Raw genomic sequence first — 15,603 nt, 5'->3', positions numbered from 1 at the left:
ATCAGCCATAACCAAGAACCAAAATGCTACAGACGGAATACGAATTTATCTTACCAGCAGGGTATATAGATAAAGAAGGGAATTTGCATCAGGAAGGAGTCATGCGGATGGCGACAGCGGCGGATGAAATTCTGCCCCTCAAAGATCCTCGTGTGCAAAACAACCCAGCCTATCTGATTGTCCTGTTGCTCTCCCGTGTTGTCACTCGTCTTGGTTCGGTGGAGGTAGTTAATCCTAAGATTATCGAAAGTTTATTTGCCTCTGATTTAGCGTATTTGCAGGATCTGTACAATCGGATCAATGGCAATGGAATGCGATCGCTTCAAATTAGCTGCCCCCACTGTGAGCAAAATTTTGCTGTCGAACTCGATTTATCGGGGGAATCCTAGGCTACCCCCTTACCCAAATCCATGAGGAGGTAGCCTATCTGGCCTATCACTTCCACTGGCATTATGAATCAATCATGACCATGGAACACCGGGAACGCCGAAAATGGGTTACTGAAGTCGCCAAAATCAATCAGCGTTTGAATAGTTCGTAAAGGGAACAGGGAACAGGGAACAGGGAACAGAGATACTTTGAGTAGCTTTACAAAAGTTAACACAGTTTCGTTTATTTATGTCCAGGTACTTAGTTCAGTAGTGGGTAATTGGGGATTTTTTCCCTTTCTAAATAAGTCTAAATAAGATGGATAATTCAGCTTCACCAGCCAATAATTTCCAGGAATCGGGAAGTCCAGAAAATTCCCCTTTACTAAGTCGTCTGCAACGGCGACAAGAAAAGTCTGGTGGCGTAATTAATACCCGCCAACTGCACCGCCATTACCAATCTACCCAAGCAACTACGGCTAGGCTGACCCAACGATTAACCCTACCAGAACAAATTAACTCCCGTTATGGTGCGAGTGGTTTACAACCCAAGTTAAATCTGGAGCGTTTTAGTCGCCCTAGAGTAGAATCGGCTGATGTCAGTAATACCTATCTGGAGCCGATTAATGTTGCCCCTTCTAATGTTGCCCCTTCAGGGAGGGGAGAAGGGGTGCAAAGGTCAATGGCAACTAGGACTAATTCTCGCCAGTTTCCCGACAACCTAGGGCATCAGGGGAGATCCCAACCACCATCTGGATCTGTCCCATCAACTAGTCCCAAAGTCCCGATTATCAGCCAAATTAAATCTTCTACTGTATCCAGGTCTAGTGCGTGTTTTAAAAGTTTTCCGCAAGATTTAGATCCCCCCCAGCCCCCCTTAATAAGGGGGGAGCCATACTCAAAGTCCCCCTTTTTTAAGGGGGATTTAGGGGGATCTCCGAGTTTGAAGACACGCCCTAGTCCTCAACCTCCAAAATCTTTACCAAGGCAAGTCAAGATTAATCGTCAGGCAACCTTATCTGCACTCCAGCATGAGTTTACACCTCCAGAAAGTATTCAGTCTCAGGTTGTCCCACCGAAAACAGATGGTGCTTCCCATTCCCCCTCTCCAGTCACTCCAGCTTCTGTTGTACAAACTAAATTGCTTGTAGCTAAGGCAAGTCAGCCTTTACCGACAGGAAAAACTAGCTCGACACCGGATTTGGTTTGGCGCTCCCAGGAGGAAGAAGAATCAGACAGTAGTTTGCTACAAACTAAGCTCTCGGATTCTAAGCCCAATCAGGATATCTCTTTAGTTCAAACTAAATCGGTTGTTGCCAAACCAAGTCAGCCCTCACTAACAACAACTACACTCCCAACTAAAACTACTAATCTCACCAAGAATACAGTAAGCAATAACTCGGCACAGGATTTAGTTTGGCGCTCCCAGGAGCAAGAGGAATCAGACAGTAGTTTGCTACAAACTAAGCTATCAAATTCTAAGCCCAATCAGGATATATCTTTGGTTCAAACCAAATCGGTTTTCCTCAAACAAAGTCAGCATTTACCAACAACAAATACAACCCCAAATTCCAACATCAATTTAACTACGAATAAAGTAAAAACTAGCTCAGCAACAGATTTAATCTGGCGCTCCGAGGAAGAAGAGGAATCAGACAGTAGTTTGGTACAAACCAAGCTCTCGGATTCTAACCAAAATCATGAAATCTCTTTAGTTCAAACCAAATCGGTTGTTGTCAAACCAAGTCAGCATTTACCGACAACAACTACAACCCCAACTATAAATACTAATCTGACTAAGGATACAGTAAGCAATAACTCGGCACAGGATTTAGTTTGGCGGTCCCAGGAGGAAGAGGAATCAGACAGTAGTTTGGTACAAACCAAGCTCTCGGATTCTAACCCCAATCATGATATCTCTTTAGTTCAAACTAAATCGGTTGTTGTCAAAGCAAGTCAGCCCTTACTGACAACAACTACAACCCCAAATAGAAATATCAATTTAGATACCGAGACAGGAAAAACTAGCTCGACACCGGATTTAGTTTGGCGCAAAACTGATAACGAATCTGTAGCCAAAGTATCGAAACTCCAACAGTTAAGCGATGGGGTGATTGCTCGTCAAGCTAATCTAACTGGAGCTAATTCCATTCCCATGACAGCACCAGTTACTTCAACCACAGCCACGTCAAATCTAGCAACCACTCCAGCTGACGGGGTAGATATAGATATCGAGGCAATAGCCGAACAAGTTAGTCGTATTCTAACTCGTCAGCTAACGATGGAACAAGAACGTCGGGGGATAGAAAAATGGCATTAGCTAAACTAACTATTATTCCTTTGAAGTGGGAAAAAACTCAAGACACTAAGTACCGTGCTGTAGAGTCGGAAGACAGAGCCAATTATCCAGAGATTACGGTTTTGTTTAACCCCGAATCCTACGCTATCAAAAAAGGAGTTAGTTGGAGTGGTTCAAGTCAAAAAGAATATAATGCCCCCATCTTAGATTTTGGTGGCGGGGGAAGTCGGGAATTAACTCTGGAATTGTTATTTGATGTTTCCGAAGGGGTTAGAAATTCACGACTTCAAAATCAAAATCAAAATCAAAATCAAAATCGTTTAATAGACAGTACCGCCATCGAGGATGTACGGGAGGAAACCAATAAACTTGTTGCCCTTACCCGCATTCAACGTGTTGGGGGTAAAGAACAACCACCACCAGCTTGTAAGGTTTACTGGGGTAAAGCACCAACTAATTCTGACTTCCCTTTTGTCGGGGTGATTACTAATCTGACCCAAACCTTCACCCTGTTCAAAAGTGATGGTAAACCGATACGAGCAAAAGTCAACATCACTTTTTCGGAATATCTCAATCCAGAAGATGATAAACGGCGTACCGATCCAGAATTAACTACTCGTATTGTCAAAAGCGGTGAAACCCTCAGCAGCATTGCGGCGGATGTCTATGGTAATCCTAAGCTGTGGCGACTCATTGCCCAAGAAAATCAACTGGATAATCCCCGTCAGCTTGACATTGGTAAAACCTTAACTATTCCCAAATTGCTTTGATAGTTATGATTGATTGCTGTAGCAAGCCCAAGGGTTATGCGTTACTATTGCCTATTGCTAGCATGCCTATTGCCTCTTGCCTGTTCCCTGTTCCCAGATCCGCTGCTCCCTACTCCCTACTCCCTACTCCCTACTCCCTTTTAACTTTTAAAAATGCCATTTACCCAACCCCAATCCTCAATATTTACCAAGTATGAAATTCTAGTTAATGGTTCGCGTTTACCAGAGTCAGCACAGTTCCATATTACTGGGTTAACAGTAGACGAAGAGATTAATTTGCCCAGTATGTTTACCTTAGAATTGGGCAGTTTGGATGTGCAGGAAGGGGAAGTATTGTGGTTGGATAACTCTTTGTTCAGTATTGGGAATACCCTAGAAGTGAAATTGGGTTACCGGGGAAACCTAACTACCCTCATGGTTGGGGAAATTACCGCTATAGAACCAGAGTTTACGATTCAGCGATTACCCAAAGTAATGATTAGGGGTTATGATCGCAGCCATCGCTTACATCGTGGTCGTCATACCCAGACTTTTGTGCAACTAAAAGATAGTGACATCGCAGCACAAATTTCCCAGCAGGTTGGACTTTCTGCCCAAGTAGAAGATAGTGGGGTGGTGCATGACTATATTTTACAAGCTAATCAAACTCATATGGAGTTTTTGCAAGAAAGGGCAGGAAAAATTAATTATGAGGTGATGGTGGAAGATCGAAATTTAGTATTTCGACCTACGGCTAATCAAGATAGTGAAATTCTCACCCTAATGTTTACTGATGACCTACTGGAATTTTATCCCTGTATGTCCTCTGCAAGTCAAGTGAATGAAGTCAAAGTACAGGGTTGGAATCCTAAAGAAAAGCAAGCAATTATCGGACGCGCCGCCACTGGTGATGAAGGAAGCAAAATGGGGGGAGAAACTAGTGGTGCAGCTTTAAGCGAAGATGCTTTTGGTACAGCAGTAAAAACCCTGAGCAATCACCCAATGATTACCCAAGCGGAAGCAGATCAGCTGGCTCAAGCCCGTTTTCAGCAACTCAATCTAGAGTTAATTAGTGGAGAAGGAATTTGTCGAGGGCGTACAGATTTACGAGCAGGAATAGTAGTTCAAATTGATGGTGTAGGCAAGCGCTTTAGCGGTCAATACTATCTTACCAGTGTCCTGCATCGCTATTGTAATAGCCAATATCATACTAAATTTACAGTGCGGAGGAATGCTCAATGAAATTGTCTGAACTACTTTTGGATAGTCAATCCCACCGAGCGATCGCATCTCGTATTTATGGTGTCGTAGTTGGTGTAGTGACCAACAATGAAGACCCAGAAGGACTAGGTCGGGTTAAAGTGAAATACCCCTGGCTAAGTGATGAAGACGAAAGTGACTGGGCGCGGATAGCTACACTAATGGCGGGAAATGAACGAGGGATTTATTTTTTGCCAGAAGTAGATGACGAAGTATTAGTAGCTTTTGAACATGGTGATGTCCGTTTGCCCTATATTATCGGGTCTTTGTGGAATGGTAAAGAATTACCACCAGCAACTAATGAAGATGGTGCTAATAATATCCGGGTAATCAAATCTCGTAGCGGTCATGTCATCCGTCTCAATGATGAAGAGGGGGCAGAAACTATTGAAATTGTTGATAAAACCGATAAAAACAGCATTATTTTTGATACAGCTAACAACACTATTGCTATTACCACCGATGGAGACATTACTTTATCAGCATCCCAAGGTAATATTAAACTAGAGGCAGAAAATATTGAAATCAAATCTTCAGCAGATACCAAAGTTGAATCCGGTGCAGCAATGGATATTAAAGCCAGTAGCACCATGAATCTTAAAGGTCAAACTATTAATCTAAACTAGTCTAATTTAATTATGGGACAACCAGCAGCCAAACAAGGGGACCAAATTACCGCTATTGATACTCATATTGTGATGGTACCCTCAGGACCAGTAACAGTACCAACTCCCCTACCTCATCCTTTTGCGGGCATTATCAATGGCAACCTCAGCAGTGATGTCAATATTATGGGAATGCCAGCAGCAACTGTAGATAGCACTGCGGATAATACTCCACCTCATATTCCCACACCTCCTGGCACTGCCTTTCAAAGTCCTCCTGCTAATAAAGGAACGATTAAAATTGGTAGCCCAACGGTAAAAATTAACGGTAAACAAGCAGCAAGAAATGGAGATATTGCTGAGACTTGTAATGATCCTGCCGATTTACCAATCGGACAAGTAATCGCAGTCGGTACAGTTTTTATTGGCTGAAACGGAGAAGATGATATCCCCCCTAAATACCCTTAATAAGGGAGATGATATCCCCCCTAACCCCCCTTAATAAGGGGGGGATATGATTCCCTGTTCCCTGTTCCCTGTTCCCTGTTCCCTAAAGCCCAAAAAAAAATTTGTATCTCACATAATTTAAAAACGCTATATGTCTAAACCATTTTTAGGTATTGGAGTAGGATTTCCCATCAATTTAGATACTAAGGGAGATTTCCAAGTTGCCGAATATGAAGAGAGTGTACGCCAGTCAATTGTAATTATCCTTGGTACTGCCAAAGGTGAGCGAGCGATGCGTCCCGACTTTGGTTGCAGCATTTATGACTTAGTTTTTGAGCCCAATTCACCTGCCACTGCTGGTAAAGTATCCCAAGCTATACAGGAAGCCCTACTGTTCTTTGAACCCCGCATTGATGTTATAGATGTGCGCGTTCAATCCCCTATTCCAGAACAAATGCTGGTCAATATCGACTATCAAGTGCGAGCAACCAATAATGTTTTTAACCTAGTTTATCCATTTTATCTAGAAGGAAGTGCAGGTTGATGGTTAAACTAGCGCCCAAAATTTATCAACGGACAGCAAAGGATATTGCCAATCAAGTTCTCTATGGACAAAATTCCTGTAAAGTAGTGATTTTTGCCTTCTCGCTCCTTATACAGAGCAGGTTATATCGACTCGCATTACTACTTCAGGAATTTAGAAAACATACAGATACAGGAGAAACTAAACCTCTTCAGGAACTTATCACACACTATACAGGAAAAACTCAACCTGTTCAAGGAAGGAGTGCTGCTATAGTTAATATCTTTGCCCGTTTTGCCGAGATTATTATCGAGCGACTCAATCAAGTTCCAAATAAAAACTTTTTAGCCTTTTTAGATTTATTAGGAGCGTCTCGGTTACCACCCCAACCAGCACGAGTACCCTTGACATTTTCCTTAGCTGCCGGAACTATCGTTGATGCAGTAGTCCCAAAAGGGACACAAGTTGCTGCACCTCCAGGGGAAGGAGAACAAGACCCTGTTATTTTTGAAACTGAACGGGAATTGGTAGTAACAGCCGCAAAATTAGACTCTATTTTTGTGCGGGATCCAGAACAGTATTTGTATAGTAATCATAGTTCAATTATTACTACGCCAGCATCACCAGGTGTTGATATTTTTCGTGGCAACCAAGAGATTGAACATAGTTTATACATTGGGCATAGCAAACTTTTAGGGTTTGCTGAAATTGATACCTTTAAAGTAAAGATTAATTTATCACAAGCCCTTGGTACTCCAGGAGAAGTACAATGGCAAATTTGGCAGGAAACGGAAGATGGAGTTAATTGGCAAGATATTACACCGAGAAATAATGAAACTACTGAAGGCTTGACTCAAATTGGCGATCGCGACATTCAATTTAGTAATATTACCGCTTTACCGTTAACTACTGTTAATTCAGTAACTAATCGTTGGATTCGTTGCTGTTTAGTAACTCCCATTACCAGTGTCAATCAATTACCGAAAATTGAGGATATCAAACTTGAAGCTAATATTCGTTCCACTGAACTATTAATCGAAACGGCTTTTCTTAATCAATTACCCGTTGATTTAACTAAAGAGTTTTTCCCGTTTGGTGAAAAACCGAAGCTAGGAGATACCTTATATTTAGCCAATAGTCAGATTTTTTCTCAAGAAAATGCTCAAATTACTCTTCAGGTTAACTTGAGAAATCCCGCCACAGAAAGTCGCGGTGAACCAGATGACTTTCCTTTGCCTACAGACGCTTCAAATAATTTAAGACTTAAGTGGGAATTTTGGAATGGAAAAATTTGGCAAGAATTAGGTATTTCTAGCTTAGAAAATTCTGGATTCAGAGACACTACTCAAGTTTTTACTCAAAATGGTCAGGTAGAGTTTCCCTTATTTGAAAAACCTGCTCCCATAACTATTAATGGCGTAGAAAGTTTCTGGATTCGTGTGCGAATTAGTGCAGGTAACTATGGTAGAGAAGCATCTTATCAACAAGTAGGAGACAGCTATCAATTTCAGCCAGCAACATTTGCGCCACCCTTGATTGAATCAATTGTAGTTAGCCACACCTTAACACTATCAGACGAAGAACCAGAAGACGTTATCACCTACAATGACTTCGTTTATTTAACTAATAGTCCTAAACCTTTCTTTCCTTTTCAAAGAAGCGAACTTGTTCAAAAAGCTTTCTATATGGGTTTTAGCTTACCATTAGCTAGAACAGAATTTACCAATCGTAAAATCAGCATTTTTTACTGTGTAACTGAGGTAAAATATGGAGATAATAATGTTACATTAGTACCTAATGCAACGGCTGTTAAACAATTGAATAAAACTGAACAAGTTCAACTAGTATGGGAATATTGGGATGGCCAAGCATGGCAACAACTAACCATAAGAGATGAAACCGAAAACTTTACCCGTTCCGGTTTAATTGAATTTCTGCCACCAGGGGATTTTTCACCAAGGGAAGACTTTAATTTACCTCCCCGTTATTGGCTCCGGGTTAAATGGTTAAAGGGTGACTACGACGTTGAACCTAGGCTGAAACAAGTACTGCTGAATACTACCATGGCAGCACAAACAGCTACGATCCAAAAGGAAATTGTTGGCTCCAGTGACGGGACTGAAAATCAAAAATTTAATACAACTAGTCAGCCAATATTAGCAGGTCAAGAGCTGGAAGTGCGGGAACCGGAAATACCGTCTGCCCTAGAAAAGGACAAAATTCTCCTTGAAGAAGGGGAAAAGGCGATTACGGTTACTACTAATGAAACCGGAAGACCGCAAGAGATTTGGGTTCGTTGGCATCAAGTCCCGGATTTCTATCAATCAAAACCACGGGATCGCCATTATGTCTTTGATAATCTTACCGGAAAAATCACCTTTGGGGATGGACGCAATGGACTGATTCCTCCTCCTGGTCAAGGCAATATCCGCATGAGTCGCTATCAAACTGGTGGTGGAACTGCTGGAAACAAACCCGCTGGGGCGATTGTCCAACTCAAAACCACAGTCCCCTATGTGGACAAAGTGATTAACCATCAAGCAGCAGCAGGGGGGGCAGAAGCTGAAACCATTGACTCCCTAATCGAGCGCGCACCTAAGGAAATTCGCCATCGTCAGCGTGCTGTGACTAGGGAAGACTACGAAGATTTAGCCAAGCTGGCTTCACCAGAGGTAAGCAGAGCCAAGTGTGTACCCTTAGCCAATTTGAAAACCAATCCCCTGGCTGGACTGGATACCAAGCTAGATTCATCGGGAACAGTGAGTGTAATTATTGTACCCCGCTCCACTGAGGCTAAACCCCTACCCAGTTTGGAGCTAATCAAGCGCGTCCAAAACTACCTACAAGCCTACACTGAACCCACAGTGGCAATCTCTGTAGTGGGCGCTCTCTATGTCCGTGTCAATATTACCACTGAAATTGCGGTTACTTCCCTAGAAGGATCTCGTGAGGTAGCACAAACCGTGGAACAAACCTTAGCTAGTTTTCTGCATCCCCTAACCGGTGGTTTTGACGGAATGGGTTGGAATTTTGGTCGTCAACCCTATAAATCGGACTTATACCGACTACTGGAGAGAGTGCCGGGAGTAGACCATGTTTCTAGCTTGGAGGTGAATGACATCGAAGAACTAGAAGGTGCTAGCCAGACTAATCGCTTTTTAGTTTATTCCGGCAACCACACCATCAATTTAACCTTTGTGGAATCCTGAGGAGGGTAACTCATGCCAATAGAATTGCCTAATCTTGATGACCGCACCTATGACGACTTGGTGCAAGAAGCCCTGGGTATGATTCCCAGCTATGCGCCCCAATGGACTAATCACAATCCTTCTGATCCTGGTATTACCGTCATTGAGCTGTTTGCCTACCTTACCGAAATGCTGCTCTATCGGCAAAATCGGGTGACAGAGGCCAATATGCGGATGTTTTTACAACTGCTGAATGGACCAGATTGGCAGCAAAAGGAGGATTTACAGAAAGAGATTAAAGAGGCAATTACCCAAGTACGCGATCGCTACCGAGCCATCACCTGTGCCGACTTTGTGGAATTAGCCCGAGACATGAAACCAGATGATACAGATGATACCGTTGCCAGGGCACACTGTATACCTCGACGTAACCTGGACTCGGAAAATGCCTTAGTCGAAAATGCCTTAGTCGAACCTGTGGATCAACCAGGTCATGTGAGTATTGTGATTATCCCCGACAGCAATAATCGTGAAAATAGCCCCCCTCAACCAAGCTCAAGGCTGATTAACGAGGTAAAAAACCACTTAGAAGAACGGCGATTGATTGGCACCGCAATCCATGTAGTTATGCCACGCTACATCACCATTAGCATCAGATTAACCATACACCTCAACCGAGAAGCAGACGTAGCAACCACTAGGGCCAACATAAATAACGCACTGGAAAACTTTTTCGATCCCCTACCAAATCCTGACAATCCTCAAGGTTGGCCATTTGGTCGAAATGTTTATGTTTCGGAACTTTATCAACTACTTGATGAACTAGAAGGTGTGGATTATGTCACCAAAACCAACCAGCAAGACGAAGTATTTTTTCCTCGTCCTGATGCCATAAACAATCAACAACGCCTAGTTAAAACCAACGGACAGCTAAGTGCTATCCAGGTCAAACCAGAAGAACTAGTGTATTTAGATCTTACCGCCAGCGATATAGACATCATATCCCCCTTAGAAACCCTTGATTTCAACGGTTAAAAACCAATGAAAAACTCAGCCCGTTCCCCCAGTAAACTTTTAGACTATCTGCCAGAGATTTATCAAAGCGATCCTTTCGTCGGTCAATTTTTACTACCCTTTGAAAATATTCTTTTGGGTCGTGCAGATGGGATCAACTTTTGTGAGCAGGGTTTAGAAGAAAAAATTGCCCGTATTTCTAATTACTTCCATCCCAACAAAACACCCCCAGACTTTCTGCCCTGGTTATCTAGCTGGGTAGCTTTGAGTCTCAGAGCAGATTTAGATGTCCAAAAACAACGGAAATTTCTGGCCAATACCGTCAGACTGTATCGTTTTCGAGGGACTAAAGACAATTTACAAGAACTGCTAGAATTATTTCTAGAGGACGAGGAAAAAGTCACCATTATCGACGCTTCCAATGCCGAATTTCAAATTGGTGACACCCAACTCCTGGAGCCCGAAAACCCAATTGACCTCGAAGAAATTCCAATTTACCCCGAAGGACTTCCCTCGCGATCGCTGCTGGGTAGAGGCACTTACCTTGGTGGTGGTATCCCCCACTTTTTTATAGTAAGAATCACTCCAGCTCAAGGATTAAACCCAGAGCAACTCCAACGACAAATAGAAATCGCTAATGCCATCATCGAACAGGAAAAACCAGCCCATAGCAAGTACAGACTAGAAATTATTTACACCACGCAGATTGGTGGTACTTTTGATTCTGATTCTGATTCTGAAGAAGTTACGGGTTCCCAGATTGGAATTAATACTATTTTGGGCAAGATTACCGAAAATGAGGAATCTATCTTAGGAGAGTAAGTGTAGCAGAAGTCAGAAGTCAGAAGTCAGAAGTCAGAAGTCAGAAGTCAGAAGTCAGAAGTCAAACTCTTGCGCTTACTTAGGTTTGAGACTTTTGTCATGTCCTAACTGCCCTGTCTTGATGCAGTCGCTCATGGGGAGGGGCTGTGTGCGGAACCTGCGTCCGCACCTTGTAAGCCCCGTGGAAACCCCCAAGACCGCTTAGGTGCGCTTTCCGTAGGCGAATTAAATTCGCCACGGGTCGCACCTCTGCATCGCTTACTTAGGTTTGAGACTTTTGTCATGTCCTAACTGCCCTGTCTTGATGCAGTCGCTCATGGGGGAAACCCCCAAGACCGCGCTGCATCGCTGGCGACTGCTATACCTGGACGACTGTACTAACTTGTGTAAAGTTGCCAAAAGTCCCTCTGCTCCCTGCTCCCTACTCCCTGTTCCCTGTTCCCTGTTCCCGACTTCTGCAAGAAGTCTAGTTAATTTTACTTTTCTCTGACTACTTAAGGATTATGAAATATATTCAACGTCCCAATTACTTTACTTCCCAGTTTCTAGTAGAAAAAGACTTTAACGATGAGCAAGCCTACCATCGTGACATGCGCCTGCGTCACAATAGCTTACTCCATGACTGGGGTGTGGTGGAAGGATTAGAAGTAACCCGAGCCGGGCAGAAAAAAATTGCGGTTAGTGAGGGCATGGCCATTGATAAATATGGTCGAGAAATTATTGTTTTACCGGATTGTACAGTACCGGACACGATTAACACGATTAACTTAGATGGATTAGAACTAGAACCCAATACAACTACAACTATTGAAATTACCGTCATCTATGATGAAATTAAGGATGATGGTGACGAAGTAGCGGTAGGTAATGATAAAAAATACACTCGCACCACTGAACGTCCCAAGTTTGTCATTTACGGGAGTAAAACAAGTAAAGACAATCTCCAAGACGGTAATGTAGATGTAAAAACTGGTTTTGCCCCTACCGATGATAATGTGATTCTGTTGGCACGGGTGACCCTAGACAACAACGGTGAGGTTAGTGAAAATGCAGTGGATAATTCTGTACGCAAGCTTGCTGGTCCTAAGTTATCTAACCTCGATAAGTTAGAGCTAGATGGTACCATTTCCGCCGAAAACTTAAATCTGACCGGAAATTCAACCATCGATGGTTCCCTGACAGTGAATGGAAACCTGGAAGTAAAAGGGGATGTGATTGCCCGTGATACCGAGCATATTGCTGGGGATGTGTCCTTGGGGGATGCGGATAATCATGAAGTGAAAGTTACAGGGGTAATTCGCTCAGGGCATTCATCTGGAGCGTTGAGGGTGGATGATGGGTTACATACCACTGGTGCTCTGACAGTGGATGGTAATGTTGGTATTGGCACAAATAATCCTAGGCAGAAATTAGAGGTAGCTGGAACTGTTAAAGCCACTAGGTTTGAAGGGGATGGTTCTGGTTTAACTGGTATTGGTGCTGGAAAGTGGTCTGATGGTGGTAGTAACGGTATTTACTATAACCATGGCAATGTAGGTATTGGTACAAATAGCACCTATGCTGAACTCACGGTTAACGGCTCAATCGGATTTGCCAACGGGACAGCCCCCATGATGTACATCCATCAAAGTGGTACAAACAATGCACCTCGACCAATCATTGCTCATTCCCCACGTTATCGAAACTGGGGAGTTGAATACCGAGATCACGAAGATCTAATGGTTTTTCAAGGAAGCGGACAACCAGTTTTATCAGTTGGTCTTCGTTCTAAAAAAGTTGGTATTGGCATTACAAATCCTACGGAAAAATTAGAGGTAGATGGAACTGTTAAAGCCACTAGGTTTGAAGGGGATGGTTCTGGTTTAACTGGTATTAGCGCTGGTGGCACAAAGTGGTCTGATGGTAGTAATAACAGTATTTACTATAACCATGGCAATGTAGGTATTTGTACAAATCGCACCTATGCTGAACTCACGGTTAACGGCTCAATCGGATTTGCCAACGGGACAGCCCCCATGATGTACATCCATCAAAGAGGTACAAACAATGCACCTCGACCAATCATTGCTCATTCCCCATCTCATCCAAACTGGGGAGTTGAATACCGAGATCACGGAGATCTAATGGTTTTTCAAGGAAGCGGAGAACCAGTTTTATCAGTTGGTCTTCGTTCTAAAAAAGTTGGTATTGGCACAAATAATCCTAGGCAGAAATTAGAGGTAGCTGGAACTGTTAAAGCCACTAGGTTTGAAGGGGATGGTTCTGGTTTAACTGGTATTAGCGCTGGCGGTGAAACCAAGTGGTATGATGGTAGTAATAACAGTATTTACTATAACAATGGCAATGTAGGTATTGGTACAAATAGCACCTATGCTGAACTCACGGTTAACGGCTCAATCGGATTTGCCAATGGGACAGCCCCCATGATGTACATCCATCAAAGTGGTACAAACAATGCACCTCGACCAATCATTGCTCATTCCCGATCTCATCCAAACTGGGGAGTTGAATACCGAGATCAGGAAGATCTAATGGTTTTTCAAGGAAGCGGAGAACCAGTTTTATCAGTTGCTCTTCGTTCTAAAAAAGTTGGTATTGGCATTACAAATCCTACGGAAAAATTAGAGGTAGCTGGAACTGTTAAAGCCACTAGGTTTGAAGGGGATGGTTCTGGTTTAACTGGTATTAGGGCTGGCAGTGAAACCAAGTGGTATGATGGTAGTAATAACAGTATTTACTATAACCATGGCAATGTAGGTATTGGTACAAATAGTACCTATGCTGAACTCACGGTTAACGGCTCAATCGGATTTGCCAATGGGACAGCCCCCATGATGTACATCCATCAAAGTGGTACAAACAATGCACCTCGACCAATCATTGCTCATTCCCCACGTTATCGAAACTGGGGAGTTGAATACCGAGAACACGGAGATCTAATGGTTTTTCAAGGAAGCGGAGAACCAGTTTTATCAGTTGGTCTTGGTTCTAAAAAAGTTGGTATTGGCATTACAAATCCTACGGAAAAATTAGAGGTAGTTGGAACTGTTAAAGCCACTAGGTTTGAAGGGGATGGTTCTGGTTTAACTGGTATTAGCGCTGGTGGCACAAAGTGGTCTGATGGTGGTAGTAACAGGATTTACTATAATGCTGGCAATGTCGGGATTGGGACAAATAATCCTACTCAAAAATTAGAGGTGGCTGGAACTGTTAAGGCCATTGCTACTCATACGGGCAGAGATTCAGCCTACGGAGTTTACAGCCAAGCACATGGGAGTGACAGTGGCTCTAAATTTGGTTTGTATGCACAAGCAACGGGTGGTAGCAGTGGTACCCGATTTGGTGTCTATGGTGGTGCTTCTGGTGGTAGCGCTCAATATGGTGGCTATTTCACTGCTACTCATACGGGCAATAGAACGGCCTATGGAGTTCAAAGCGTTGTAAGTGGCAATGGCAATGGCACTAAATATGGTTTGCATGCACAAGCAACGGGTGGTAGCAGTGGTACCCGATTTGGTGTCTACGGTAATGCTTCTGGTGGACAAACTCAATATGGTGGCTATTTCATTGCTACTAATAGGGGCAATACTAACGCCTTCGGAGTTTGGAGCCAAGTAGCGGGCAATGGCAATGGCACTAAATTTGGTTTGCATGCACAAGCAACGGGTGGTAGCAGTGGTGCCCGATTTGGTGTCAGGGGTATTGCCTCTGGAGGACAAACTCAATATGGTGGCCATTTCACTGCTACTAATACCGGCAATACTACCGCCTTCGGAGTTCACAGCACTGTAACTGGCAATGAAAATGGCACTAAATATGGTTTGTATGCACGAGCAACAGGTGGTCCGAGTGGTACCCGATTTGGTGTCTACGGCAGAGCCGATGCTCAGAATAATAGCAGTGCAATTGTATATGGTGTATACGGTGTTGCCAGTGGTGGCAAGACTAGTTATGCTGGCTACTTCGAGGGTAATGTGCATGTGAATGGTCATTTAACATATCGCACTATTGGGCAAGTATCCTCACGAGAGTTGAAAGAGAATATTAATACCCTGGCAATAGAAGACGCCATAGAAACCCTGGAAGGACTCAATCCGGTCCAATTCAGCTACAAAAAAGATCACCAAAAAGAAACCCACATTGGATTTATTGCCGAAGATGTGCCGGATTTAGTGGCCAGTCATGATCGGAAAACCCTCAGTCCGATGGATATCGTGGCGGTTTTAACTAAAGTGGTGAAGGAGCAAAACAATACGATTTCCTTGCTAATGGAGAAGGTACAAACTTTGGAACAGAAAAGTCAATCTAGCGCTTTTTAGCCTAATCAG

14 protein-coding genes are annotated in these 15,603 nt (G+C 43.3%); 13 read left to right on the top strand and 1 reads right to left on the bottom strand.

Annotated elements, in window-relative coordinates; all coding sequences use genetic code 11:
* The first annotated feature begins 23 nt into the window (after window positions 1-23).
* The 11 genes from F6K64_RS27515 to F6K64_RS27470 all read left to right on the top strand — a co-directional run bounded on the left by F6K64_RS27515 (window position 24) and on the right by F6K64_RS27470 (window position 11,275).
* Window positions 24-389, top strand: a complete 366-nt coding sequence (locus F6K64_RS27515) for a hypothetical protein (RefSeq protein WP_008178157.1) — start codon at window positions 24-26, stop codon at window positions 387-389.
* On the top strand, window positions 374-541 hold the full coding sequence (locus F6K64_RS38445) for a DUF6760 family protein (protein ID WP_353736756.1): 168 nt from the start codon (window positions 374-376) through the stop codon (window positions 539-541). Before F6K64_RS27515 ends, F6K64_RS38445 begins: the two co-directional genes overlap by 16 nt.
* 146 nt (window positions 542-687) lie before the next feature.
* The gene (locus tag F6K64_RS27510; protein ID WP_287263490.1) at window positions 688-2,688 is read left to right on the top strand and encodes a hypothetical protein; all 2,001 of its coding nucleotides are present in this window, start codon (window positions 688-690) and stop codon (window positions 2,686-2,688) included.
* Window positions 2,679-3,437, top strand: a complete 759-nt coding sequence (locus tag F6K64_RS27505; RefSeq protein WP_008178153.1) for a CIS tube protein — start codon at window positions 2,679-2,681, stop codon at window positions 3,435-3,437. The genes F6K64_RS27510 and F6K64_RS27505 overlap by 10 nt, the downstream gene beginning before the upstream one ends.
* Window positions 3,438-3,590: 153 nt before the next feature.
* A complete protein-coding gene (locus tag F6K64_RS27500; protein ID WP_008178151.1) occupies window positions 3,591-4,658 on the top strand; it encodes a phage late control D family protein in 1,068 nt (355 codons plus the stop codon).
* Window positions 4,655-5,302, top strand: coding sequence for a phage baseplate assembly protein V (locus tag F6K64_RS27495; RefSeq protein ID WP_008178149.1), 648 nt, complete (start codon window positions 4,655-4,657; stop codon window positions 5,300-5,302). Before F6K64_RS27500 ends, F6K64_RS27495 begins: the two co-directional genes overlap by 4 nt.
* A gap of 12 nt (window positions 5,303-5,314) precedes the next feature.
* Window positions 5,315-5,713, top strand: a complete 399-nt coding sequence (locus F6K64_RS27490; RefSeq protein ID WP_008178148.1) for a PAAR domain-containing protein — start codon at window positions 5,315-5,317, stop codon at window positions 5,711-5,713.
* 166 nt (window positions 5,714-5,879) lie between these two features.
* On the top strand, window positions 5,880-6,272 hold the full coding sequence (locus F6K64_RS27485) for a GPW/gp25 family protein (RefSeq protein WP_008178146.1): 393 nt from the start codon (window positions 5,880-5,882) through the stop codon (window positions 6,270-6,272).
* A complete protein-coding gene (locus F6K64_RS27480) occupies window positions 6,272-9,460 on the top strand; it encodes a putative baseplate assembly protein (protein ID WP_287267021.1) in 3,189 nt (1,062 codons plus the stop codon). The genes F6K64_RS27485 and F6K64_RS27480 overlap by 1 nt, the downstream gene beginning before the upstream one ends.
* 12 nt (window positions 9,461-9,472) lie before the next feature.
* Window positions 9,473-10,474, top strand: coding sequence for a baseplate J/gp47 family protein (locus F6K64_RS27475; RefSeq protein ID WP_008178142.1), 1,002 nt, complete (start codon window positions 9,473-9,475; stop codon window positions 10,472-10,474).
* Window positions 10,475-10,480: 6 nt separating this feature from the next.
* Window positions 10,481-11,275: a phage tail protein gene (locus tag F6K64_RS27470; protein ID WP_008178140.1), complete on the top strand. Its 795-nt coding sequence runs from the start codon at window positions 10,481-10,483 to the stop codon at window positions 11,273-11,275.
* A gap of 97 nt (window positions 11,276-11,372) precedes the next feature.
* Here the strand turns inward: F6K64_RS27470 and F6K64_RS27465 are convergent, their stop codons facing one another.
* On the bottom strand, window positions 11,373-11,513 hold the full coding sequence (locus F6K64_RS27465) for a hypothetical protein (RefSeq protein ID WP_154659647.1): 141 nt from the start codon (window positions 11,511-11,513) through the stop codon (window positions 11,373-11,375).
* A 78-nt stretch (window positions 11,514-11,591) separates the two neighbouring features.
* Here F6K64_RS27465 and F6K64_RS27460 point away from each other — a divergent pair, with 78 nt between their 5' ends.
* Together F6K64_RS27460 and F6K64_RS27455 are read left to right on the top strand one after the other, a co-directional pair.
* Entirely contained in the window at window positions 11,592-11,765 is a 174-nt protein-coding gene (locus tag F6K64_RS27460; protein ID WP_154659646.1) for a hypothetical protein, read from the top strand.
* Window positions 11,766-11,778: 13 nt separating this feature from the next.
* Complete coding sequence (locus F6K64_RS27455; protein WP_287263487.1) at window positions 11,779-15,594, top strand: tail fiber domain-containing protein; 3,816 nt, start codon at window positions 11,779-11,781, stop codon at window positions 15,592-15,594.
* Window positions 15,595-15,603: the final 9 nt, after the last annotated feature.

Origin of the sequence: Moorena sp. SIO3A2, assembly GCF_010672265.1 — a bacterium.
Classification (GTDB): domain Bacteria; phylum Cyanobacteriota; class Cyanobacteriia; order Cyanobacteriales; family Coleofasciculaceae; genus Moorena; species Moorena producens.
Note: the sequence above shows the minus strand (reverse complement) of the source record. Positions and strands in the feature narration are given on the sequence as shown.